Below are 21,356 nucleotides of genomic sequence, written 5' to 3'. Positions count from 1 at the left end.
TAGAAAAAAGCCAGCAAATTTTTTGCTGGCTTTTGGCATTTATGAGAAGCGGATTAATCGTAAATGGTCGGGATTGCTTCACGCTTGTGTTGGGTTGCTTTGTAGATAGCAACCAGCTTGTCTGATACGTCTTGAGAGACAGGCTTGCCTTCTAGGAAGTCATCGATCTGATCGTACGTCAGGTTTAGCGCATCTTCGTCGGCTTTCTGTGGGTCTAGTTCTTCTAGATCAGCGGTAGGTGTTTTCTTCACTAGTAACGCTGGCGCGCCAAGTGTTGCTGCCACTTCACGAACTTGACGTTTGCTAAGACCAAATAACGGCGCTAAATCACACGCACCGTCACCAAACTTGGTGTAGAAACCTGTGATGTTTTCTGCCGAGTGGTCAGTACCAAGCACTAGACCACCAACGTACCCTGCGATCTCGTACTGAGCCACCATACGTGCACGCGCTTTAACGTTACCTTTAACAAAATCGACTTTCGCCGCGTCTGTCGGTAGCAGGCCAGTGCCTTCAAGTGCAACGTGTGATGCGGCATGAAGACCATCCACGCCAGCTTTGATATTCACCGATACTGAGTGAGTCGGCTCAATGAAAGAGAGCGCAAGCTGCGCTTCGTCTTCATCTTTTTGTTCACCGTAAGGTAGACGTACCGCGATGAATTGGTATTCGTTGCTGTCACTCGCTTGGTTAAGCTCGTTAACCGCCAATTGTGCCAAACGGCCACAAGTTGTTGAGTCCACACCCCCACTGATACCGAGAACGATGGATTTGCATCCAGATTGCTGCAATTTACTCTTAATAAATGCAACACGGCGTTCAATTTCAAATTGTGGGTCGATAGACGGAAGCACGCGCATCTCGTCTCGAATAAGTTGTTCCATGTGGGATCCCTTTTCCTGCAAGCAAAAATGATTTCTTGTATGATACCTACGAACATCGCTGAAAAAAAGTTACAGTGGTGGTCAATCTATGCATAGATACGATTTATTGAGATACATATGACAAAAATAGCGATATTTGGCAGCGCCTTTAATCCGCCAAGCTTAGGCCATAAGAGCGTCATTCAATCACTCAGCCATTTTGATAAGGTGCTATTGGTCCCGAGTATCTCTCATGCCTGGGGCAAAAGCATGCTGGATTACAGTATTCGTTGCCAGTTGGTCGATATGTTTATTGACGATATTGCCCAAGATAATGTCGAACGTTCGGATATTGAAGAGCACCTATTTGAGCCCAATAGCTCCGTCACCACGTTTGCGGTACTAGAAGCACTGGAGCAGCGTTATCCCGATGCAGAGCTTACCTTTGTTCTTGGCCCTGATAACCTGTTCAGCTTCGAGAAATTTTATAACGCCCAACAAATTGTGGAACGTTGGTCGTTGCTGGCTTGTCCAGAGAAAGTGAAAGTACGTTCAACGACTATTCGTTACAGTTTGTCGCAAGGTTTGAATGTAGATCACTTAACCACAGTTAGTGTTGCTAAACATTTGGTCGCACATAAGCTATATTGACCATATAAGCAAAATGGATAATTTATAAAAAATGAAAGCAACATGGACTTGTATTGCTTTAGCAGTGGCCGTTAGTAGCCCTCTCGCGTATGCATTTTGTGAGAGTAAAACGAATAAGTCTGTCGTGATAAAAGCGACGGAGGAAGAGTCGTTTTGTTCGCTAATCACTAAGCCTTTCACTTATCTCGGTAACCAAGTTGTGACACTTGGGGGTCTTATCGAGCAAGATGCTCCGATGAATACATTGCAAGATTCTTACTGGGATCAGTGGCTATTAACTCAAGAGTCAGAGCCTGTATTGACGGGCAGTATCGACAACAGTTTTGTTGGTATCGGACTTTGGGCACCTGATGAAATCGCTCGACGCAAAGATGAAATGTCGATGCAAGAATGGCTAATGGCGCAAGGACTGCACTTCGGTGTCGGTTTCGGCGAGAAAGGCAAAGAGCCAAGATTACGTCTCGATTATCGCTGGCATCAGGATTATCAAGGCGACATGATGATGCAAGTCGAAGTACCGTTCTAGAATTCAACAAGCATATAAAAATACAGCGAGCTCAGGCTCGCTGTATTTTTATATGCTTGTAGGCGTGCATTTTACAGCTCAGCCCCCAGTAAGCTTTGTGTCAGCTGCTGGAACTGCTCGTGGTTGCCCGCAAATAACTGCTCACATATGGCATCGGCTTTTTTACCCGAAAGCTTGAGCTTGCGCGCTTCACGCACCAGTAACACTAATGACAGCTCACCAGAAACTGAGTTGGAACCCGGTGTCCAGCGTGAAATCTTTTCACTCATGGTATCAAGGGTCAACGCAGGTGCCATGCATGCCACTTCATGGCGCATGACTTGTAGTAGATCTTTGTTAACTTCCTGGTCGGACGTCAGAGAGATCTTATCCAAAAGCGCAGTCATAAGCGGTGTAGCTGAGACTCGGCCAGCTTGGGTTGGGAAACTATCACGTAGCCTGACTGAAAACTTTATGGTGCTCAGCTTGGTGTGTGGGAGAATGGTTAGACTCGTCAGGCAATCAAATGGTAACCAGAATAGATCGCCAGCTTGGTAGAGGTAGTCGTTCTTACCTAGCTTGACGAGCACCTGTCCGTCTTCAACACGAAATAGCTGGTTATGCAGCATTTTCTTGCGCGCGGTAATGGTAACAAAGTCGTAACTGGTTGATTGAAAGTCGATTGCGTGATTCATGATGGTCTTAATCTGTGGATCTGCGCGTAGGTTACCCCTTGAAGGCTGGAATGCCAACTAAAGATCACACTTTTATGTAGGCGACAGTGAACAAGATGGTAAAACTGTGGTCTGACCTTAACAAAAATAGACGTAATAGGGCTGCGGTCTTTGGTCGCAGGGCGTAGAATATGGCAGCTTTTAATTTGATGTAACAAACATGACAACACAGACAGATCCTTATATTGATATTCGTCCTTACAATGATGACGAGATTCCCGCCGCGATTGATCGATTGATTAACGACGCCGAATTTATTGATGCTATTTTGCAGCATCGTTTTTCTAATCATGCGCCTTGGTTCAAAGCGCTGATGAGCCCATTGGTAAAAGTGTACCTAAAATTTAAGTGGGCCAAGCTGGATAGCGTGGAAGCGATTCAGCTAGAAGTGAAAAAATACCTAGAACAAACGTTGAACGCGACAACACAAGGTGTGACTTATGAAGGCCTTGATAAGCTAGATAAAAATACGTCTTACCTGTTTGTTTCTAACCATCGCGATATCGCAATGGATCCGGCTCTAGTGAACTACGGCCTACACCAAAACAACCACAGAACCGTTCGCATCGCGATTGGTGATAACCTGCTGAAAAAGCCGTGTGCGACGGAGCTAATGCGCCTGAACAAAAGCTTTATCGTTAAGCGCTCGCTGAAAGGCCCGCGTGAGATGATGAGAGCTTTGGGTACCTTGTCTTCGTACATCAAGCACTCACTGGATACTGGCAACTCAATCTGGATCGCTCAGAAAGAAGGCCGCGCAAAAGATGGTAACGACTTCACCGATCCTGCCATTCTTAAGATGTTCCATGTTGAAGGTCGCAAGCAAAAAGTGGCGTTTGCAGAATACATTCGCTCGCTAAAAATCGTACCTGTATCGGTTTCTTATGAGAATGACCCTTGTGATATTGCTAAAGCAAAAGAGCTTTATGAAAAAGCGACGCATGGCAACTATCAAAAAGGTGAGTTCGAAGATATCGAGAGCATCGTGCAAGGCATTGTAGGCCGCAAAGACCGCGTAAACGTGGTGTTTGGTGATGTGATTGACCAAGACTTCGAAACACCAGAAGCATTGGCGCAAGAGATCGACCGCCAAATCCATGCCAACTACACCTTGTTCCCAATCAACAAGTTGGCTGCTGGTCTGGAAGATGACACCATTACCGAAGCAACACGCACAACGCTACAAGAGAAGCTTGATGTACTACCAGAAGGTGCACATCAATACTTGCTAGATAGCTATGCCAACCCAGTTAAGAACATTTTGCTAGATAAAGCAGACATGCCAGAAGTTGCAGAAGCATAAAGGCGTTTCGAACACTATCTAGAACAATGAAAACACCACCCTTGGTTTGTCCAATGGTGGTGTTTTTTTATGCATGATGTCACTCGCTTCAGTACCTACTCACGTTAATCACTCACAGCGGTGTACCAAGTTTAGCTTTCGCCAGGTTTGTCTTTTTGCACTGCTTTAGCGATGTCTGATACCGCCTCCACCAAGTTAACAGGCAGTGGGAATACAATGGTGGACGTCTTATCACTGGTTATTTCCGTGAGTGTTTGCATGTATCTAAGCTGCAGAGCATTCGGAGCTTGATTTAAGATATCTGCCGCTTCTTTTAGCTTGTTCGATGCTTCGAGCTCGCCGGTTGCATGGATGATCTTCGCACGGCGATTACGCTCTGCTTCGGCTTGCCTTGCTAACGCTCTGACCATGCTCTCGTTTAAATCGACATGTTTCACCTCAACGGTGGCAATCTTAATTCCCCAATCATCGGTTTGCTGATCGAGTATTGCTTGCAGATCTTTGTTAAGCCGTTCGCGCTCAGACAGCAGTTCGTCTAATTCGTGCTGCCCCAAAACAGAGCGCAGTGTGGTTTGTGACAGTTGGCTGGTCGCATCGCTGTAGCTTTCGATGTTATTGATGGCCATTTGGGGGTCAACAACGCGAAAATAGACCACGGCATTGACGCGCACCGACACGTTGTCGCGGGTGATCAAATCTTGTGTGGGCACATCAAGAACCACAGTCCTGAGATCGACACGAACCATTTGTTGAATAAACGGGATCAAGATGATGAGGCCAGGCCCTTTCACTTCTTGAAATCGACCAAGGAAGAACACCACACCACGTTCATATTCGCGAAGAACTCGGAAGATTTGCGTCGCGAGCGCGATCAGTAAAACGGCGATGACTCCAAATGTATAACTTAACATACGCGCCTCCTAGTATTTTGGGCGGTTATTGGATGTAACTTTAAGTACCAGACCTTGGATGCTAACGACCGTGACCTCGTCGCCTTGTTGCGGAGCATGGGCGTCGTCTGTTATCGCACTCCACAGCGCACCGTTAAGCTGAACGCGTCCTTGTCCGTCGATAAAGTCGTCGCTCACTACCGCTGCTCGCCCTGGAAGGGTTTCAGTCCCAGTGGTGACGTCTTTACGACGCACACGCAGCAGAAGACCCACAACGAGCAGAATCAACGCAAGCGAGAAAATAGCGATACCAAAGATCAGTGGCAGCGCCACCTGAAAGTTAGGGAGTTCGCTGTCCATAAGAAAAATGGAGCCGAGGACAAAGGCAATCAGCCCTCCTAGACCTAAGATCCCAAAACTCGGGCTAAAGGCTTCGGCCACCATCAAAGCAATACCGAGTAGTAGTAGAGCTAACCCAGCGTAGTTAACTGGCATCATTTGCAGCGCGTACATCGCCAGCAATAGGCAAATACCGCCGAGAACACCGGGAAGCCCGATACCAGGGTTGTAGAACTCTAAAAGTAAGCCGTAGATGCCAATCAGCATTAAGATGTAGGCGACGTTCGGGTTGGTAATGACAGCAAGCATTTCTGCTCGCCAGTCAGGTTTGCGTTCGACAAATACAGGTGTATCTAGTGACAGCGTCACCTCTATATTTGCAACCTTAATGACTTTACCATTGACGGTTGTGACCAGTTCCTGCGGCGAATTTACCAAATAATCAATGACATTCATTGCCAGAGCATCAGTGGCATCAAGGCTTGCCGCTTCGGAGACGGCTTTTTGCGCCCATTCTGCGTTTCGGTCGTGCAGTCGTGCGAGTCCTTTAATATAGGCTTTGGCATCATTGATGACTTTCTTCTCAGAAGCGGTAGTGGCCGGCACTTGCTCTGAGTTGTCGCTCGCGGGCTCGTTGTTATCTTCTTCTGTGGCTGGGGCTTTGGGTGATGGGGCGCCACCTAAGGCGACGGGGGTCGCTGCGCCAAGGTTGGTTCCTTCAGCCATCGCGGCGATATGACTTGCGAGTAAGATATAGGTGCCTGCACTCGCAGCACGAGAACCAGCGGGGCCAACCCAGGTGGCAATAGGGACGTTTGATGCTGTGATGGCGTGGATGATGTCGCGCATGGCGCTGTCCAAACCGCCGGGGGTGTCCATCTCAAGGATAATGAGGTTCACACCTTGTGTTTGTGCCAGTTGGATTTCGCGCGCTAGATAATCACTGTTAGCAGGGCCAATAGCCCCCTTTACAGGTAGGATCCACACGACGCTCGCTAGCGCTTGGCCAGTTAATAAAGTCAGTGTGATGAGTAATAGCCACAAACGTTTCATACCATCCTCCTAATCTAAGGATTTAAAGCGCTTGTTATCTGTTAAGTATATACCTAAGTGCTCACTGAACCAGAATCGAGCAATACCAAGGCTATCGCTGAATTTGTCGTGACGATGGCTACAAGGCAATAGTCGGACTAGACTCAAGCATGATGCGAAGAGAAATCATCAAAATCAGAGACTTTCATGCACAGGAGCGACTATGATCTACCCAGAACCACTGCCACATGGCGAACTGCATCACATCATCGACGACATCTACATGGTAACCGGCTCAGTGGCAATGAAAGCGCCTCATCCTAAGTTTGGACCGTTTAAATTAACCATCAGTCGCAATATGCTGGTGATCAACCAAGGTGGTGAGCTGATTTTGGTTAACTCCGTGCGATTGAATGAGAAAGGGATCGCTCAGTTGGATCAGCTCGGTGATGTCAAACATGTGGTGCGTTTAGCTGCGTTTCATGGCTTTGATGATCCCTTTTATAAAGAAACGTTTGGTGCCACGCTTTGGTCAGTGGACGCGCCGTATGTTCGTGGTTTTACTAAGTCGACGAGGGAAGAGTATTACCGAGCTGACCGAGTCCTAAAGCCCGGAACCGAACTGCCGATAAATGGCGCTGCTTACCACGAGTTTACGACAAGTCACCCCAAAGAAGGGTTGATACTGCTTGAGCGGGAGGGGGGCATACTACTGGCTGGGGATAGTATGCAAAACTGGCCTAAACCGGATAAATACTTTAACTGGTTCGCCAAGATCATGATGAAGCGAATGGGTTTTATTGAGCCAAGTAACTTTGGACCAGGTTGGTTGGATCTTGCCAAGCCAGATAAGGCTGAGCTGATGGAGAAAGCCATGCTTGACTACAGTGTGTTACTGCCAGCCCATGGCAACCCGATCATGGCCAATGCGCAGCAAGGCTTTATTAAGGCGGCGCAGCAAGCTTATTCTTAGCTGGATGGCTTTGATTAGCCAGCTTGCTACGAACCCAGTGGTTACAAGGGCTCCGCTGAATTTGATAAGTAAAACTAATCCGAACTCAGCAGAAAATTCGTAACTAACTTACTGAAAATATTTGACCTTGTTCACAAAATGAGTAGAATTCGTGCTGTCTTTTGAAATGTTATTACACAAGGGTGAGAACAATGAACTCAGCACTTCTATCAACATTGGACACTGAAAAATCAGAAAAAGTAGAGAGCGCATCTAAGTCGTCTACCTCTACTGCGGCTGAAATTGCGACAATCGTTGCAATGTTCCTAGCGACTTCAGCTGTGATTTTGTTACTGAGCCTAACTTGGGTTATGTAACCAGCCTTTCAAGGATTTGAAATCAGCGATACTCTCTAAAGCAGCACATGCGAGTATCGCCTAAACCTCTTCTTCCTCTACGGTTCAACGACAACATATTTTCCGTTGCCAATCGACAAGAACCAGTTTCCTCTAGAGACAAAATACTGCTGTCCACGTTTATTTACCGCTGTAGCGCCTTCTGGTAGGTGTCTGACGACTTTTCCTGGACGATAGCGACGTTTCGGTGGCTTCTCGACAAACACATACTTTTCTTTCTTTTGCTCGTAATAGTGTCCATCGATTAAGGCATAGGTCACTCCTGCAATGGCTAGGAGGATGGCATCTTTTGGTAAGCGATGTCTGGGATAGTGGTGGACGACATGCACTTCTTTTTTCTTATGTTTGTGCTTATGTTCTTTCCAAGGCTTATCGATAAACTTGTGCCAAGGGTCGGCTAAAGCGGAAGTGCTACCAAGTACAGTACAGATAATGAGTGCAGATAAAAGAGGTTTGTATGACATAAATGGCTCAATCGAAAACTTTGAGCCATTGTTTCGTGTTGTGAGTGAAGCTTGGTTAGCAATCTGTCATGAACAGGTCGTGATTTGATGGGGGCTAAATGAATGCTGGTCTACCTATTTGTCTGGCTGATTGTTTGGTTTGCTGTTGTGTTGGTAAAACTCAAACAAGGCACTGATATCCGGGCTACAGATCACGCCCATGGCTTCTTTTAGTGTTTCTATGGGCCAGTCCCACCATTTCATTTGCAAAAGCTTATTAATATCTTGCTCTGCAAAACGCATCTTGATCACGGTGTTATGACCTACGACAACAGAATAGGGTGCGACATTTTTGGTGATCACCGAACGGGCGCCAATCACTGCGCCATCACCAATAGTGACACCGGGCATGATCATGGCCTCACTGCCTATCCATACGTCATTACCAACGATCGTATCTCCAGAGGGAAGAAAGCCATCTTTTACTTCTTCGCCAAAGGTTTCACTTGGAAAAGGAAAAGTAGATATCCAGTCCATTCGGTGCCCTTGATTGCCTGCCATCATGAATGTTGCACCAGAAGCGATAGAGCAATATTTGCCAATGTAGAGCTTATCAACGTTTGGATAGGCACCACTTTCCCATACTTCTCGAGTTGGTGGATCGCCAAGCAAGTAGCGCACGGCGCACTCTTCAAAGTTCTTTCCGTGATAAAAACCGGAGTAGTAGGAGTGATCGCCGACAGTAATATTCGGGTTAGTAATGGTGTCTTTGATGACCTGGCCTCGCAGCCAATTTGGGAATGGATTCATGTTGCGGTTTCTTTTTGGTGATGACTCACAAAAATTAGCACGATAACTCGGTAAGCCAAAATCTAATCTTGTTTATCCGTGGTAAGGACACTAGTTTACTAGCAAACCTCGTCGGAAAAAGGGAAGTGTATGAAAGGATTTCGTATTAGAACCATGACCTTAGATGAAGTCTCAGTGGCAGTTGAGTGGGCTGCCCAAGAAGGATGGAATCCGGGCGTTAACGACGCTAAACATTACTATGCGGCCGATCCGAACGGCTTTTTAGTTGGCGAGTTAGACGGAGAGCATATCGGCTGTATTTCGGTAATCAAGTATGACTCGACGTTTGGCTTTCTCGGGTTTTACATCGTCAAACCTGAGTATCGTGGCCAAGGCTATGGGATTCAGATATGGAACCAAGGCATGGCCTATTTAGATGGCTGTAATGTCGCTTTGGATGGTGTGGTGGATCAGCAAGAAAACTACAAACGTTCCGGATTTGTGTTGTCTCACCGAAATATCCGTTATGAGGGGCGCACGGCCCAGCTTGCCTTTGATAGCAAAGCGATAGTGAAAGCAACCAGTGTCGACTTTTATCAGGTTGAAGATTATCTAAATGGTTTCTTCCCCGTTGAAAGAAGGGTATTTAACCATGCTTGGTTTAGTCAAATGCAGTGTACGTCTCTGGTCTATGTGAAAGAGGGTAAGGTGCTTGGGGCTGGGGTGATCAGGGATTGCCAAACGGGCTATAAAATCGCACCACTGTTTGCAGATAGTGAACATATTGCCAATGAGTTGTATACAGCCTTAGTCTCAAGCGTAGATGCTGGAAAACCTGTCTTTTTGGATGTACCAGAAGTGAACAAACCTGCCGTTGCATTGGCAAGCTCGCACGATATGACGCCTTGTTTTGAAACCGCGCGAATGTACACCAAACAGCCACCCGCACTTTCCTTAGATAGAACTTACGGTGTTACGTCATTTGAAATTGGCTAGCCACGTCGGCCTAACATTGCGCTCGGCTAGGCTGCCGAGCGCTCTGTGTTTTCTGTTAAATTGTTCACCCATTTATCACTGTAGACTCGCCATGCCGCTGGCAGCACCTTGATAATTTCTTCTGATGTCATCAAAAGCAGTACAGTCGTAAAAGGCAGTTCAAACACGATAGCACCTATTGCAGTCACAGGAACTGCCCACATCCACTGGCAAACAAAGTCCATGTTCATGCAAAACTTACTGTCTCCACCACTTCTCAGTACACCAACGATTAAAGTGATGTTGATGGTTCGCAACATGATACTGAGCGCCATAACGGGGAAGCTCATAATCATGAGCTCTGTGACGTCATCAGATAACGCGCCATAGAGAGATAAAATAGCACTTTGCGCGACTAATAAAATGCCACCAAGTAACGCGCCCACAATAAAGGCTGATTGAAGCGCCCACCTGGAATATTGTGTACTGTGCTTAAATTGATTCGCGCCTAAGCTGTTGCCAATAATGATGCCGGTGGCATTAGATAGGCCGAGACCTAAGGCAAGGCCAACGGACTCAAGTGGCGTGATCACCGCCATTGTTGCGAGTTCAGTTTGTCCCATGCGACCAAGAATGATGTTGAATGTGAAGATCCCTGCGCACCAAATCACTGTACCGACCATGATTGGGTACGTGATAGTGACAAACTTACTCACCATGCTGCGTTCACAAGCCTCGACTATGTTTTGCCAACGCAATGCCAATACTGGAAAGCAGCGATAGATGATAACTAGCACCACGATTAGGCGTATTGAACGTGCAATAACGCTGCCGATCCCTGCTCCAATAAGACCCATTGCGGGCAAACCTAAGTGGCCGAAGATAAGAATGTAATTCAAAGCCACATTGAGGGCGACTTCTAATATCGACACATATAGGTTTATGCGGGTCTGTCCTATTGAGCGCAGCGCCGTGTCAGCGGCGATACCAAGTCCAGATAGACACATGGCAATGCCAAGAAGTTGAACATAGTCACTGGCGAGTGCCAGTACAGTTTCGCTTGGGTTGAACAAACTCGGCAATAAGGTCGGCATGAAAAAGCAAAGCACGAAGCAAAAAAAGGCGAGTCCTTGAGTGACGCCTGTACCCAGCGCAAGGTAGCGTTTTAGGCCTTGTTCGTCGTTTGCCCCCCAATACTGAGCCAACAAAATTCCCATACCTGATCCCAGTCCCCAAACCAAGACGATGGATACCCAAAATATTCGAGCGCCAATGCCCGCCGCTGCGACTTCTTCTGTACCTAATTGACTGATCATTAAACTGTCGACAAAACCTAAACTGCTCATCAACAAGCTTTGCAGTGCAATTGGAATTCCTAGTAGTAGGACGTTTTTAATAAAGTAGCGATACGACGGTGGCTCCATAGTGTTCTCCCTGGTTGCTTGATTTTCAAGCTACTGACTTTGATCACGATATGCAACGAATTACTCCTTTTGTAGTGAGAGTTACCTCGCAAAACACTCTGCATCTTGCGTTTATGAGAATGCCAAGTTATTAACTTGATTGCATTAAATTGGTGCTTATGCGAGTGATTTCTCTAATTTGGTGAAATGTAGACTGTAATTGCACCAAGATGCAGCGCACCAAATTGAACTAACAGCATCTAAGTTGTGCAATAAAAATAAAATTACATTATTTTCAGTATGTTATGTCGTTACTAACAATGTTGTCTAAATTGGCACTCTTCTTGAAGTATTAGTTTTGAATAACTATTCACAATAAGGAGATATCCAACATGAACATGACGTTCAAATTAAAGCTTGCAGCGATGGGCGCGTCACTGGCTTTTGCATCTGGCATGGCAATGGCTGAAGAAGACACGATCAAAGTCGGCGTTCTACACTCACTGTCAGGTACGATGGCAATCAGTGAAACCACACTGAAAGACACCATTTTGATGTTGGTGGAAGAGCAAAATAAGAAAGGCGGCCTATTGGGCAAAAAGCTTGAAGCCGTTGTGGTAGACCCAGCATCAAACTGGCCTCTCTTTGCCGAGAAAGCACGTGAGCTGATTGAGAAAGAGAAGGTTGACGTAGTATTCGGTGGTTGGACGTCGGTATCTCGCAAATCGATGCTTCCTGTGTTTGAAGAGTTAAACAGTATTCTTTTCTATCCAGTGCAGTATGAGGGTGAAGAGTCATCGAAAAACGTGTTTTACACCGGTGCTGCGCCAAACCAACAAGCCGTTCCTGCGGTTGATTACCTAATGGATGAATTGGAAGTAGAGCGTTGGGTATTAGCTGGTACGGATTACGTTTATCCACGCACGACCAACAAGATCCTAGAATCTTACCTGAAGTCAAAAGGGGTGAGCGAGTCAGACATCATGATTAGCTATACGCCGTTTGGTCATTCTGACTGGCAGTCGATTGTTTCTGACATCAAGAAGTTTGGCTCAGAAGGTAAGAAAACCGCCGTTGTTTCAACCATCAACGGTGACGCAAACGTGCCATTTTACAAAGAATTGGGCGCGCAAGGTGTCTCATCTGAAGACATCCCGGTTGTGGCATTTTCAGTTGGTGAAGAAGAGCTCTCAGGGATGGATACGTCCGCGTTGGTGGGTCACTTAGCTGCATGGAACTACTTCATGAGCGTGGATACCGATGCCAATGAAGAATTCGTTGAAACCTGGCAGAAGTTCATTGCTAGCGAAAAACGTGTCACCAACGATCCGATGGAAGCACACTACATTGGCTTCAATATGTGGACACAAGCGGTGACCAACGCTGGTACGACAGATGCTGAAGAAGTACAAGATGCACTGATCGGTGTGTCGGTACCAAACCTATCAGGTGGCTACTCAACCATGCTACCAAACCACCACATTACAAAGCCGGTTCTGATTGGCGAAATCCAAGACGACGGTCAGTTTGACGTTGTTTGGGAGACCACGGGTCTAGTCGCGGGTGATGCTTGGTCTAACTACCTACCTGAATCGGCCAAGCTTTACTCAAGCTGGGCGAAGCCATTCTCATGTGGCGCATTCAACGTAGAGACAGGCAAATGCTCAGGTAGCGCACAATAAATCCTCGTTATTCGGTGCCTCTCCCGTTCCTTCCTCAAAGGGCTGAGGCGCCTTTTTATTTCTGCCGGAGTTCACGTCAGGCTCTGGCAGCCAAAAGGACGCATTTCATGAGAACCATAATTCAGATATTGAAAGTCGTGGTGTTCTTTGTTTTGAGTACGCACTTCGCGTTGGCTAGCGTAAGTGACAGGGAGACGTTTGCCCAAGCACTCATAGGAAAAAACAACCCTCTAAAAGAGTCTGCGATGGCTTGGATTGTTGAGAATGAATCTTCAACAGTCGCAAAATCGGTATTAACCGCTTGGCTTGAAGGTGACCTCTATTATGTCAAAGACAAAAAGAGTGAGCAGTTTCAGGCTTTGTACATTTCAGACAACATCAAAAAGTCTCCCACTGCAAAAAGTGCTTGGGATGATACGACGTTTGTTATCGAATCCTCTCGTCAGTTTAAGAAGGTTCGAGTAAACAACAAATTACGCGGCATGATTCGCCTAGAAATCGCATCGCTTGGTTTGTCGAATTCTGAACCTTCAATTCGTCTAAGTGCGGTAACCGCCTTTTTGGGCAAGACGGATGATGCCGTTATGGCGAAACTGCAGCAAAGAAAAGAGATTGAGCAAGATGCCGATGTGCTCAACATTCTGAACTTGGCACTGGCGATTGACCAATCGCTAACAGGGGACACGAACGCAGACAAAGTTACCGCGATAGAGACCTTATCGGGTTACAAGCAATCTGTTGTTTTGCAGACCTTAAATCAAGTCATCGACAAAGAAAAAGATGAGCGAGTCGTTGCTGCTGCCGAGCGAGCGCTTGACAGTTATCAGCAGAGTCAGAAATTTTACTCGGGTGTCGAAACTGTCTTTTTTGGTTTGAGTCTAGGTTCTGTACTCGTTCTAGCAGGCATCGGCCTTGCCATTACCTTTGGTGTGATGGGCGTTATCAACATGGCTCATGGCGAGCTTATTATGATTGGCGCGTACACCACTTATGTGATGCAGCAGCTTATGCCAAACAATATCGGTATGGCACTCATCCTATCGATTCCGATGGCGTTTATTGTCTCTGGTTTGGTAGGCATCGCCATTGAGCGCAGTGTCATCCGTCATCTTTATGGTCGTCCTCTAGAAACCTTGCTGGCAACATTTGGTATCAGCTTGATCTTGCAACAAGCGGTTCGCTCTATTTTCTCTCCTCTTAACCGCTCAGTGAGTACGCCGGACTGGATGTCAGGTGCTTTGAATATCAACCCTATGCTGTCACTGACCTATAACCGCTTATACATCATTCTATTCTGCATCATGGTGTTTGTTGGTTTGGTGATGGTGCTAAAGAAAACACCGCTCGGTCTTCAGGTTCGCGCTGTGTCTCAAAACAGAGCGATGGCGAGAGCCATGGGTATTCGTTCTGAGCGTGTCGATGCCATGACGTTTGGACTGGGTTCGGGTGTCGCCGGTGTCGCAGGTGTGGCGTTATCTCAACTGACCAATGTGGGCCCTAACATGGGACAAGCCTACATTATCGATTCCTTTATGGTGGTTGTGTTTGGCGGTGTAGGGAACCTATGGGGAACCTTGGTCGCGGGACTGAGCCTCGGTCTATTTAACAAGATCCTTGAACCATGGGCAGGCGCCGTTCTTGCCAAGATTTTGGTCTTAGTGTTCATCATTTTGTTCATTCAAAAACGCCCTCGTGGACTCTTCCCACAACGCGGTCGTGCGGCGGAAGGTTAAGGAAAACGTATGCAATCAACAATTCAATCTTCTGGCCATCCGGCAGGTGCTGCATCTAAGTCGTTTGTCCTCGCAGCAATGCGCGGTGATAAAGGTGGACAGCTTACAATCCTAGCTATCTTAGCCGCCGTTATTTTGATTCCGCTAGCGAACACACTATTGCCAGCGGGTCACCCGCTTCATGTTGAGACATTTACTATTTCACTGATGGGCAAATATCTGAGCTATGCCATGCTTGCCTTGGCCGTGGATCTAGTATGGGGCTACCTCGGGATCCTCAGTTTAGGACATGGCGCGTTCTTCGCGCTTGGTGGCTATGCCATGGGTATGTATCTGATGCGCCAAATTGGCGATAGGGGTGTGTATGGCAACCCGATCCTGCCTGACTTCATGGTGTTCCTAAACTGGCAGGAACTGCCTTGGTTTTGGCACGGCTTTGACCAGTTTTGGTTTGCTTGTCTGATGGTTGTGCTTGTGCCTGGGGCATTGGCGTATGTGTTCGGTTATCTGGCGTTTCGCTCCCGTGTTTCTGGTGTTTATCTCTCCATTATGACTCAGGCTTTGACCTATGCTTTGATGCTGGCGTTTTTCCGCAATGAAATGGGTTTTGGTGGCAACAATGGCCTGACTGATTTTAAAGATATCCTTGGCTATAGCCTGCAGCAAGATTCCACCAAAATTGCTCTGTTTGTGGTAACGGGGATAGCACTCGTCGTTAGTTATATTGTTTGTCGAACCGTTATTAGTAGTCGCCTTGGACGCGTTTCTATGGCAATCCGCGATACGGAATCAAGAACACGCTTCATGGGCTATGACGTTGATGGCATCAAGCTATGGATATTCGTCTTATCAGCAGTGATAGCAGGTATTGCGGGTGCGCTTTATGTTCCTCAGGTTGGCATCATCAACCCCGGAGAATTTGCTCCGCTTAACTCGATTGAGATCGTCGTGTGGGTTGCGCTTGGCGGTCGAGCTACTTTGTTTGGTGCGATTGTCGGTGCGTTGGTTATCAACTACGCCAAGAGTTGGTTTACGGTTGAGTTTCCTGAAGTGTGGCTATTTGCGCTCGGTGGTCTTTTTGTTTTGTCGACCATGTACTTCCCGAAAGGTCTGATCGGTTTTATTGCAGACAAAATGGCAGTAATGAAGAAGCGAACCACGCCCGCTCAAGAGTCTGACAAGGAGGTAGCGGTATGACAACGTTACATAGAGCACAGCAGATCAAAAACTCAGTACAAGAGATCACCAAACGCGATGAGGTGTTCTCGTTTCTAAAGCCTGATCAACATCCTCTTGTCGACACTCGCCATAACATTCTTCTGTATGTAGAGGGCGTCAATAAGAGCTTTGATGGTTTTAAAGCCATCAATGACTTAAACCTCTATATCAAAGAAGGGGAGCTGCGCTGCATCATCGGGCCTAATGGCGCAGGCAAAACTACCATGATGGACATCATTACTGGCAAAACCAAACCCGACACGGGCGAGGTTTGGCTCGGCTCAAACATCAACTTGCTCAAAATGAATGAATCTGAAATTGCCAACGCAGGGGTTGGCCGCAAGTTCCAAAAACCGACTGTGATTGAATGTCTGACGGTTTGGCAGAACTTAGAGCTTGCCATGTCGGGCGTTCGTGGTGTGTGGGGAACTTACACCGCGTCTTTGTCTGGTGAGCAGCAAGACAAGTTGGAATCGGTACTTGAGCTTATCCACCTAAAAGACAATGCGGCTCTAAATGCGGGGAACCTTTCTCACGGTCAAAAGCAGTGGCTGGAGATCGGCATGCTGCTGATGCAAAACCCTAAGCTGCTATTGGTCGATGAGCCAGTGGCAGGAATGACGCACCAAGAAATGGACAGAACCTCAGAGCTACTTAACTCGCTCGCCGGCAAACATTCCGTGGTGGTGGTTGAGCACGATATGGACTTTGTTCGCTCCATCGCAAGCCATGTGACGGTGCTCCACCAAGGTCATGTACTGGCTGAGGGAACCATGGACCAGGTTCAGTCGCATCCAGAGGTTAAACAAGTTTATCTAGGGGAATAGCATGTTACAGATTCAATCACTTAATCAGTTTTATGGTGAAAGCCACACCTTGTGGGATCTCGATATGTCGATTCCCGAGGGTAAATGTACCGTGCTCATGGGGCGCAATGGCGTGGGCAAAACCACGCTTTTGCAGTGCATTATGGGACTAGTCAAAGTCAAGAGCGGTGACATACAACTTAATGGTGAATCACTACTCAAACACGATGCGGAATCTCGGCCAAGAATGGGCATCGGCTATGTGCCTCAAGGTAGGCAAATCTTTCCAATGCTGACGGTGCAAGAGAATCTAGAAGTGGGTCTTCCGATTCGTGATAAAGGCGACCGTAAGATCCCTGAGTTCATTTTCGACTTGTTCCCAGTGCTAAAAGAGATGCTTCATCGCCGTGGCGGTGATTTATCTGGGGGGCAGCAACAGCAATTGGCGATTGGTCGTGCGCTGGTGGTGAATCCGAAATTGTTAATCCTAGATGAGCCAACCGAGGGCATTCAGCCAAACATTGTTCAGGAAATCGGAGACATCATTCGAATGCTCAACGAAAAGCTGGGACTTACGGTGTTATTGGTTGAGCAGAAACTGCCATTCGCGCGAAAAGTAGGTGATCAATTTTGTATTATCGACCGAGGTCGTCAAGTAGCAGAAGGCGAGATGAGTGCACTAAACGATGGCTTAATTAAGGAGTATTTGACGGTATGACAACGGCTTTGCAACTACAAGAACACGTTGGTTCCGGTCTGGGTCAGATCATCGATGCACAAACTGAGTTTGGCTGGAAAGCCAAACTGAACTTGGGTTTTGTGAATCGAGGGGATAAAACGGTGCTAAAACACCGCTCACAAAAAGGCCCTCTTGCTATACAGCGGCCACTCTATCCTGAAGGCAACCCATGCCACACCTATTTACTTCACCCTCCAGGTGGTGTGGTAGGGGGAGACACGTTGCAAATTACAGCCACGGCCGAACGCGGTGCGAACGTGTTGATCACCACCCCAGGCGCAACCAAGTTTTATCGCTCTGAGACAAAGTACGCAAAACAGCGCCAAGTATTAACGGTAGAAAGCGGCTCTCGGCTTGAGTGGCTACCTCAAGAAAATATCTTTTTCCCGGATGCCCATGTGCGTATGGATACCGAGGTGCACTTAGAACAAGGTGCACAATTTTTGGGCTGGGAGATGCACTGTTTTGGTCGGCCTGCACTAAATGAGGGATTTAACTCTGGGCATTTAGTTGGAAAAACAGAGGTTTACCTCGATGGTAAGCGCCTTCTTACCGAGGGGTTAAATGTGAGGGGTGATGATAACCTTCTGAAAAATAAGGGGCTTCTTGGCTATCAAATGATGGGGACATTGTATATTTCAATTGATGACGAAGATTTTAGCCAGTTGGTACAGAGCTTGCTCTCTAACATGCAGCAAGACAACAAAAAAGGTGCAGTGATTATCGCTGCGAGCCAGTTAGAAAATTTGCTTGTAATACGTGCGCTTGGTAACTGGAGTGAAGTGATCTTAGATTGCTTTCAACAAGTTTGGCAGGCGGCGAGAGAGCATTGGACGGGCGAATGTCCTTATCCACCTAGGATTTGGGCCACCTGAACCAAGAAATAGAATCGACAATAAGGCTTATCAATGGAATTGACCCCAAGAGAGAAGGACAAACTTCTGATCTTTTGCGCTGGCATGCTCGCTAAGCAGCGTAAAGACAAAGGCTTAAAACTCAATTACCCAGAATCCGTTGCTTTGATCTCTAGCGCCATTTTGGAAGGCGCTAGAGAAGGCAAAACTGTTTCGGAACTCATGGATTTTGGCCGCACATTGCTTACCACCGAAGATGTCATGGAGGGCGTGCCCTCTATGATCCCCGATGTTCAAGTTGAAGCCACCTTTCCAGACGGCACCAAATTGGTGACTGTCCATGAACCTATTGTTTAAAAGCTGGTGCTTAACAAACTCACTTAACGGAATTAGGAGGTGACATGGCAGGTTCATCAAAACAATACACAGGCTTCGTGCCAGGGCAGGTTGAAACCGCCAAAGGCGACATTGAACTCAACGTTGGCAGAGAAACGGTGTCTGTGAAGGTAGAAAATCTCGGTGATCGCCCAGTGCAAATCGGGTCGCATTACCACTTCTTCGAGGTCAATAACGCCTTGAGCTTTGAACGAGAACTCACTCGTGGATTTCGTTTGAACATTCCTGCTGGTACCGCAACACGTTTTGAGCCAGGCCAGTCCCGTACGGTGGAACTGGTGGCATTTGCTGGTAAACGGGAAGTCTACGGCTTCCAAGGCAAAGTGATGGGAACGCTTTAACGTCTGAAAAAGACATTAGACAAGCATCGCGATAGTTAATGTCGCTTTGCAAACAAAACGCCAAACTAAAAACAACAAGGAAGAAAAAATGGCGAAGATATCCAGACAGGCATACGCCGAGATGTTTGGTCCCACGGTAGGGGATCGAGTTCGCTTAGCTGACACAGAACTTTGGTTAGAAGTTGAAAAAGATCTCACCGTCTATGGTGACGAAGTTAAATTTGGTGGTGGTAAGGTTATTCGTGATGGGATGGGACAGAGTCAGCGCCCTAGCACAGAAACGCCCGATCTTGTTATTACCAACGCATTGATTCTTGATTACTGGGGCATCATCAAAGCTGACGTTGCAGTAAAAAATGGCCGTATTCAAGCGCTAGGCAAGGCGGGAAACCCGGATATCCAGCCTGGTGTTGATATTGTTGTGGGTCCCGGTACGGAAGTGCTTGCTGGTGAGGGCTCAATACTGACCGCTGGTGGTATTGACTCCCACATTCACTTTATTTGCCCACAACAGATTGAAGAAGCACTGGCTTCCGGTGTCACGACGATGATTGGCGGCGGCACTGGGCCTAATACAGGTACCAACGCGACAACGTGTACACCGGGTCCATGGAACATGCACCGTATGCTGGAGTCATTGGATCAGTTTCCAATGAACTTTGGTTTGCTTGGGAAAGGAAACGCGAGTCAGCCGGATGCGCTGCGTGAGCAGGTGGCGGCAGGTGCTGTGGGTCTTAAATTGCATGAAGACTGGGGAACGACTCCCGCCTCTATTGATACCTGTTTGACGGTGGCTGACGAGATGGATGTTCAGGTAGCGATCCATACCGATACGCTGAATGAATCTGGCTTTGTCGAATCGACATTAGGTGCGATTGGTGACCGTGTTATTCATACCTACCACACGGAAGGTGCGGGCGGTGGTCATGCGCCAGATATCATCAAAGCCGCGGGTGAGTCTAACGTTTTGCCATCATCAACCAATCCGACACGTCCATACACTGTCAATACCGTCGATGAGCATTTGGACATGTTGATGGTTTGCCATCACCTCTCTCCATCGATTGCTGAAGATGTTGCTTTTGCAGAGTCACGTATTCGCCGTGAAACCATCGCGGCCGAAGATATTCTGCATGATTTAGGGGCATTTTCTATGATTGCCTCGGACTCTCAGGCGATGGGGCGCGTAGGGGAGGTCATTACTCGTACCTGGCAAACTGCGCATAAGATGAAAGTTCAGCGTGGCAGCCTCAAAGAGGACTCCAGCTACAGCGATAATTTCCGTCTCAAGCGCTATGTTGCCAAATACACCATCAACCCTGCTATTACGCACGGCATGGCGCACGAAATAGGCTCAATAGAGGTGGGCAAGCTTGCCGACCTTGTGCTTTGGAAGCCTGCTTTCTTTGGCGTGAAACCAAGCGTAGTACTTAAAGGTGGCATGATCGCAATGGCACCAATGGGTGATCCAAACGCGTCGATACCAACGCCGCAGCCCGTTCATTATCGTTCCATGTTTGGTAGTTACGGTAAGGCATCGCAGAACACTTCAATGCTGTTTGTTTCGCAAGCTGCGGCCGATGCTGACATTGCTTCTCAGCTGGGCTTAGGGAGCTTAATTGGTGTTGCTAAACAGTGCCGAACCATCAGCAAAGCGGATATGAAGTTGAATGATTGGCAACCCAATATTGAAGTGGACTCTCAAACATACCAAGTGCGCGCTGATGGTGAGTTACTGGTGTGTGAGCCTGCTGACGTGTTGCCAATGGCGCAGCGCTATTTCTTATTTTAACCCCGGCTATTGAGAGCTTTTGAGGACACCACAGTGATTGAACTAATAGAAATAACCAAAGAGCTGACAGCACAGCCTCACGCTTTTTTAAGTCTGCCAATCGACAGCCGCATTAAAAGCCGTTTAAAAGTCATGCTTGACGATGGTCGCGATGCAGGACTGTTTCTACCGAGAGGCCATATTCTGCGTGGAGGAGAACAGCTAAAAAGTAAATGTGGCCTGGTGATTGAAGTTAAAGCCGCACCAGAGCAAGTCTCGTCCGTCTATTGCAGCGACTTGCATTTGCTGACTCGCGTTGCCTATCACCTTGGCAATCGACATGTACCATTGCAAATAGAGTTTGGTTGGGTGCGTTATCAGCATGATCATGTGTTAGATGAGATGGTGGAAGGTCTAGGGGCCGAAGTGACCTCCGAGCTGGCACCTTTTGAGCCAGAAGGGGGCGCTTACGGTGGTAAAAGTGGCGGCCATCACCACCATCACTAATTCAGCCCCAAAAA

General features: G+C 47.3%; 23 protein-coding genes. 16 read left to right on the top strand and 7 right to left on the bottom strand.

Annotation, left to right across the window (positions count from 1 at the left end):
- Nucleotides 1-53 precede the first annotated feature (53 nt).
- A complete protein-coding gene (gene nadE, locus AAA946_RS20970) occupies nucleotides 54-884 on the bottom strand; it encodes an ammonia-dependent NAD(+) synthetase (RefSeq protein WP_338166693.1) in 831 nt (276 codons plus the stop codon).
- Between the two features lie 117 nt (nucleotides 885-1,001).
- On the opposite strand from nadE, the gene AAA946_RS20965 reads away from it, so the two are divergent.
- On the top strand, nucleotides 1,002-1,514 hold the full coding sequence (locus AAA946_RS20965) for a nicotinate-nicotinamide nucleotide adenylyltransferase (protein WP_338166692.1): 513 nt from the start codon (nucleotides 1,002-1,004) through the stop codon (nucleotides 1,512-1,514).
- A gap of 31 nt (nucleotides 1,515-1,545) precedes the next feature.
- A complete protein-coding gene (locus AAA946_RS20960) occupies nucleotides 1,546-2,040 on the top strand; it encodes a hypothetical protein (RefSeq protein ID WP_338166691.1) in 495 nt (164 codons plus the stop codon).
- A 71-nt stretch (nucleotides 2,041-2,111) separates the two neighbouring features.
- Here AAA946_RS20960 and AAA946_RS20955 read toward each other — a convergent pair whose 3' ends face one another.
- Nucleotides 2,112-2,714: an AraC family transcriptional regulator gene (locus AAA946_RS20955; protein ID WP_338166690.1), complete on the bottom strand. Its 603-nt coding sequence runs from the start codon at nucleotides 2,712-2,714 to the stop codon at nucleotides 2,112-2,114.
- Between the two features lie 199 nt (nucleotides 2,715-2,913).
- Between AAA946_RS20955 and AAA946_RS20950 the strand changes: the two genes are divergently transcribed.
- Complete coding sequence (locus tag AAA946_RS20950; protein WP_338166689.1) at nucleotides 2,914-4,056, top strand: 1-acyl-sn-glycerol-3-phosphate acyltransferase; 1,143 nt, start codon at nucleotides 2,914-2,916, stop codon at nucleotides 4,054-4,056.
- Between the two features lie 131 nt (nucleotides 4,057-4,187).
- On the opposite strand, the gene AAA946_RS20945 is transcribed toward AAA946_RS20950, so the two are convergent.
- Nucleotides 4,188-4,967: a slipin family protein gene (locus tag AAA946_RS20945; RefSeq protein WP_338166688.1), complete on the bottom strand. Its 780-nt coding sequence runs from the start codon at nucleotides 4,965-4,967 to the stop codon at nucleotides 4,188-4,190.
- Nucleotides 4,968-4,976: 9 nt separating this feature from the next.
- Complete coding sequence (locus AAA946_RS20940; RefSeq protein ID WP_338166687.1) at nucleotides 4,977-6,338, bottom strand: NfeD family protein; 1,362 nt, start codon at nucleotides 6,336-6,338, stop codon at nucleotides 4,977-4,979.
- A gap of 202 nt (nucleotides 6,339-6,540) precedes the next feature.
- Here AAA946_RS20940 and AAA946_RS20935 point away from each other — a divergent pair, with 202 nt between their 5' ends.
- Together AAA946_RS20935 and AAA946_RS20930 are read left to right on the top strand one after the other, a co-directional pair.
- On the top strand, nucleotides 6,541-7,290 hold the full coding sequence (locus AAA946_RS20935; protein ID WP_338166686.1) for a hypothetical protein: 750 nt from the start codon (nucleotides 6,541-6,543) through the stop codon (nucleotides 7,288-7,290).
- A gap of 191 nt (nucleotides 7,291-7,481) precedes the next feature.
- Complete coding sequence (locus AAA946_RS20930) at nucleotides 7,482-7,646, top strand: hypothetical protein (RefSeq protein ID WP_338166685.1); 165 nt, start codon at nucleotides 7,482-7,484, stop codon at nucleotides 7,644-7,646.
- Nucleotides 7,647-7,723: 77 nt separating this feature from the next.
- Here AAA946_RS20930 and AAA946_RS20925 read toward each other — a convergent pair whose 3' ends face one another.
- Together AAA946_RS20925 and AAA946_RS20920 are read right to left on the bottom strand one after the other, a co-directional pair.
- Nucleotides 7,724-8,149: a DUF6515 family protein gene (locus AAA946_RS20925; protein ID WP_338166684.1), complete on the bottom strand. Its 426-nt coding sequence runs from the start codon at nucleotides 8,147-8,149 to the stop codon at nucleotides 7,724-7,726.
- A gap of 114 nt (nucleotides 8,150-8,263) precedes the next feature.
- On the bottom strand, nucleotides 8,264-8,938 hold the full coding sequence (locus AAA946_RS20920) for a CatB-related O-acetyltransferase (protein WP_338166683.1): 675 nt from the start codon (nucleotides 8,936-8,938) through the stop codon (nucleotides 8,264-8,266).
- Between the two features lie 129 nt (nucleotides 8,939-9,067).
- Between AAA946_RS20920 and AAA946_RS20915 the strand changes: the two genes are divergently transcribed.
- Nucleotides 9,068-9,913 carry a GNAT family N-acetyltransferase gene (locus AAA946_RS20915; protein ID WP_338166682.1) on the top strand — a complete coding sequence of 282 codons (846 nt, stop codon included), beginning with the start codon at nucleotides 9,068-9,070 and terminating at the stop codon, nucleotides 9,911-9,913.
- Between the two features lie 26 nt (nucleotides 9,914-9,939).
- Here the strand turns inward: AAA946_RS20915 and AAA946_RS20910 are convergent, their stop codons facing one another.
- Nucleotides 9,940-11,316: an MATE family efflux transporter gene (locus AAA946_RS20910; RefSeq protein WP_338166681.1), complete on the bottom strand. Its 1,377-nt coding sequence runs from the start codon at nucleotides 11,314-11,316 to the stop codon at nucleotides 9,940-9,942.
- 371 nt (nucleotides 11,317-11,687) lie between these two features.
- Here AAA946_RS20910 and urtA point away from each other — a divergent pair, with 371 nt between their 5' ends.
- The 10 genes from urtA to ureE all read left to right on the top strand — a co-directional run bounded on the left by urtA (nucleotide 11,688) and on the right by ureE (nucleotide 21,342).
- Entirely contained in the window at nucleotides 11,688-12,977 is a 1,290-nt protein-coding gene (gene urtA / locus AAA946_RS20905; RefSeq protein ID WP_338166680.1) for an urea ABC transporter substrate-binding protein, read from the top strand.
- 107 nt (nucleotides 12,978-13,084) lie between these two features.
- Nucleotides 13,085-14,710: an urea ABC transporter permease subunit UrtB gene (gene urtB, locus AAA946_RS20900; protein ID WP_338166679.1), complete on the top strand. Its 1,626-nt coding sequence runs from the start codon at nucleotides 13,085-13,087 to the stop codon at nucleotides 14,708-14,710.
- 9 nt (nucleotides 14,711-14,719) lie between these two features.
- Complete coding sequence (gene urtC, locus AAA946_RS20895; protein ID WP_338166678.1) at nucleotides 14,720-15,907, top strand: urea ABC transporter permease subunit UrtC; 1,188 nt, start codon at nucleotides 14,720-14,722, stop codon at nucleotides 15,905-15,907.
- Complete coding sequence (urtD, locus tag AAA946_RS20890; RefSeq protein WP_338166677.1) at nucleotides 15,904-16,755, top strand: urea ABC transporter ATP-binding protein UrtD; 852 nt, start codon at nucleotides 15,904-15,906, stop codon at nucleotides 16,753-16,755. Before urtC ends, urtD begins: the two co-directional genes overlap by 4 nt.
- 1 nt (nucleotide 16,756) lies before the next feature.
- Nucleotides 16,757-17,452, top strand: coding sequence for an urea ABC transporter ATP-binding subunit UrtE (gene urtE / locus AAA946_RS20885; protein ID WP_338166676.1), 696 nt, complete (start codon nucleotides 16,757-16,759; stop codon nucleotides 17,450-17,452).
- Entirely contained in the window at nucleotides 17,449-18,348 is a 900-nt protein-coding gene (locus tag AAA946_RS20880; protein WP_338166675.1) for an urease accessory protein UreD, read from the top strand. The genes urtE and AAA946_RS20880 overlap by 4 nt, the downstream gene beginning before the upstream one ends.
- Nucleotides 18,349-18,381: 33 nt before the next feature.
- On the top strand, nucleotides 18,382-18,684 hold the full coding sequence (ureA, locus tag AAA946_RS20875; RefSeq protein WP_042495301.1) for an urease subunit gamma: 303 nt from the start codon (nucleotides 18,382-18,384) through the stop codon (nucleotides 18,682-18,684).
- Between the two features lie 44 nt (nucleotides 18,685-18,728).
- Nucleotides 18,729-19,064 carry an urease subunit beta gene (locus AAA946_RS20870; RefSeq protein WP_338166674.1) on the top strand — a complete coding sequence of 112 codons (336 nt, stop codon included), beginning with the start codon at nucleotides 18,729-18,731 and terminating at the stop codon, nucleotides 19,062-19,064.
- A gap of 88 nt (nucleotides 19,065-19,152) precedes the next feature.
- Nucleotides 19,153-20,856, top strand: a complete 1,704-nt coding sequence (gene ureC, locus AAA946_RS20865; protein WP_338166673.1) for an urease subunit alpha — start codon at nucleotides 19,153-19,155, stop codon at nucleotides 20,854-20,856.
- Nucleotides 20,857-20,889: 33 nt separating this feature from the next.
- Nucleotides 20,890-21,342: an urease accessory protein UreE gene (gene ureE / locus AAA946_RS20860; RefSeq protein WP_338166672.1), complete on the top strand. Its 453-nt coding sequence runs from the start codon at nucleotides 20,890-20,892 to the stop codon at nucleotides 21,340-21,342.
- The last annotated feature ends 14 nt before the right edge of the window (nucleotides 21,343-21,356 follow it).

It is taken from the genome of Vibrio sp. 10N, from assembly GCF_036245475.1.
Lineage (GTDB): Bacteria > Pseudomonadota > Gammaproteobacteria > Enterobacterales > Vibrionaceae > Vibrio.
The sequence above is the reverse complement of the archived record's forward strand: the minus strand, read 5'-3'. Positions and strand labels throughout refer to the sequence as shown.

What these genes read in the sequence shown, in the direction of transcription:
- nadE (WP_338166693.1), bottom strand. Translation starts at nt 884, where the DNA reads ATGGAACAACTTATTCGAGACGAGATGCGCGTGCTTCCGTCTATCGAC.
- AAA946_RS20965 (WP_338166692.1), top strand. Translation starts at nt 1,002, where the DNA reads ATGACAAAAATAGCGATATTTGGCAGCGCCTTTAATCCGCCAAGCTTA.
- AAA946_RS20960 (WP_338166691.1), top strand. Translation starts at nt 1,546, where the DNA reads ATGAAAGCAACATGGACTTGTATTGCTTTAGCAGTGGCCGTTAGTAGC.
- AAA946_RS20955 (WP_338166690.1), bottom strand. Translation starts at nt 2,714, where the DNA reads ATGAATCACGCAATCGACTTTCAATCAACCAGTTACGACTTTGTTACC.
- AAA946_RS20950 (WP_338166689.1), top strand. Translation starts at nt 2,914, where the DNA reads ATGACAACACAGACAGATCCTTATATTGATATTCGTCCTTACAATGAT.
- AAA946_RS20945 (WP_338166688.1), bottom strand. Translation starts at nt 4,967, where the DNA reads ATGTTAAGTTATACATTTGGAGTCATCGCCGTTTTACTGATCGCGCTC.
- AAA946_RS20940 (WP_338166687.1), bottom strand. Translation starts at nt 6,338, where the DNA reads ATGAAACGTTTGTGGCTATTACTCATCACACTGACTTTATTAACTGGC.
- AAA946_RS20935 (WP_338166686.1), top strand. Translation starts at nt 6,541, where the DNA reads ATGATCTACCCAGAACCACTGCCACATGGCGAACTGCATCACATCATC.
- AAA946_RS20930 (WP_338166685.1), top strand. Translation starts at nt 7,482, where the DNA reads ATGAACTCAGCACTTCTATCAACATTGGACACTGAAAAATCAGAAAAA.
- AAA946_RS20925 (WP_338166684.1), bottom strand. Translation starts at nt 8,149, where the DNA reads ATGTCATACAAACCTCTTTTATCTGCACTCATTATCTGTACTGTACTT.
- AAA946_RS20920 (WP_338166683.1), bottom strand. Translation starts at nt 8,938, where the DNA reads ATGAATCCATTCCCAAATTGGCTGCGAGGCCAGGTCATCAAAGACACC.
- AAA946_RS20915 (WP_338166682.1), top strand. Translation starts at nt 9,068, where the DNA reads ATGAAAGGATTTCGTATTAGAACCATGACCTTAGATGAAGTCTCAGTG.
- AAA946_RS20910 (WP_338166681.1), bottom strand. Translation starts at nt 11,316, where the DNA reads ATGGAGCCACCGTCGTATCGCTACTTTATTAAAAACGTCCTACTACTA.
- urtA (WP_338166680.1), top strand. Translation starts at nt 11,688, where the DNA reads ATGAACATGACGTTCAAATTAAAGCTTGCAGCGATGGGCGCGTCACTG.
- urtB (WP_338166679.1), top strand. Translation starts at nt 13,085, where the DNA reads ATGAGAACCATAATTCAGATATTGAAAGTCGTGGTGTTCTTTGTTTTG.
- urtC (WP_338166678.1), top strand. Translation starts at nt 14,720, where the DNA reads ATGCAATCAACAATTCAATCTTCTGGCCATCCGGCAGGTGCTGCATCT.
- urtD (WP_338166677.1), top strand. Translation starts at nt 15,904, where the DNA reads ATGACAACGTTACATAGAGCACAGCAGATCAAAAACTCAGTACAAGAG.
- urtE (WP_338166676.1), top strand. Translation starts at nt 16,757, where the DNA reads ATGTTACAGATTCAATCACTTAATCAGTTTTATGGTGAAAGCCACACC.
- AAA946_RS20880 (WP_338166675.1), top strand. Translation starts at nt 17,449, where the DNA reads ATGACAACGGCTTTGCAACTACAAGAACACGTTGGTTCCGGTCTGGGT.
- ureA (WP_042495301.1), top strand. Translation starts at nt 18,382, where the DNA reads ATGGAATTGACCCCAAGAGAGAAGGACAAACTTCTGATCTTTTGCGCT.
- AAA946_RS20870 (WP_338166674.1), top strand. Translation starts at nt 18,729, where the DNA reads ATGGCAGGTTCATCAAAACAATACACAGGCTTCGTGCCAGGGCAGGTT.
- ureC (WP_338166673.1), top strand. Translation starts at nt 19,153, where the DNA reads ATGGCGAAGATATCCAGACAGGCATACGCCGAGATGTTTGGTCCCACG.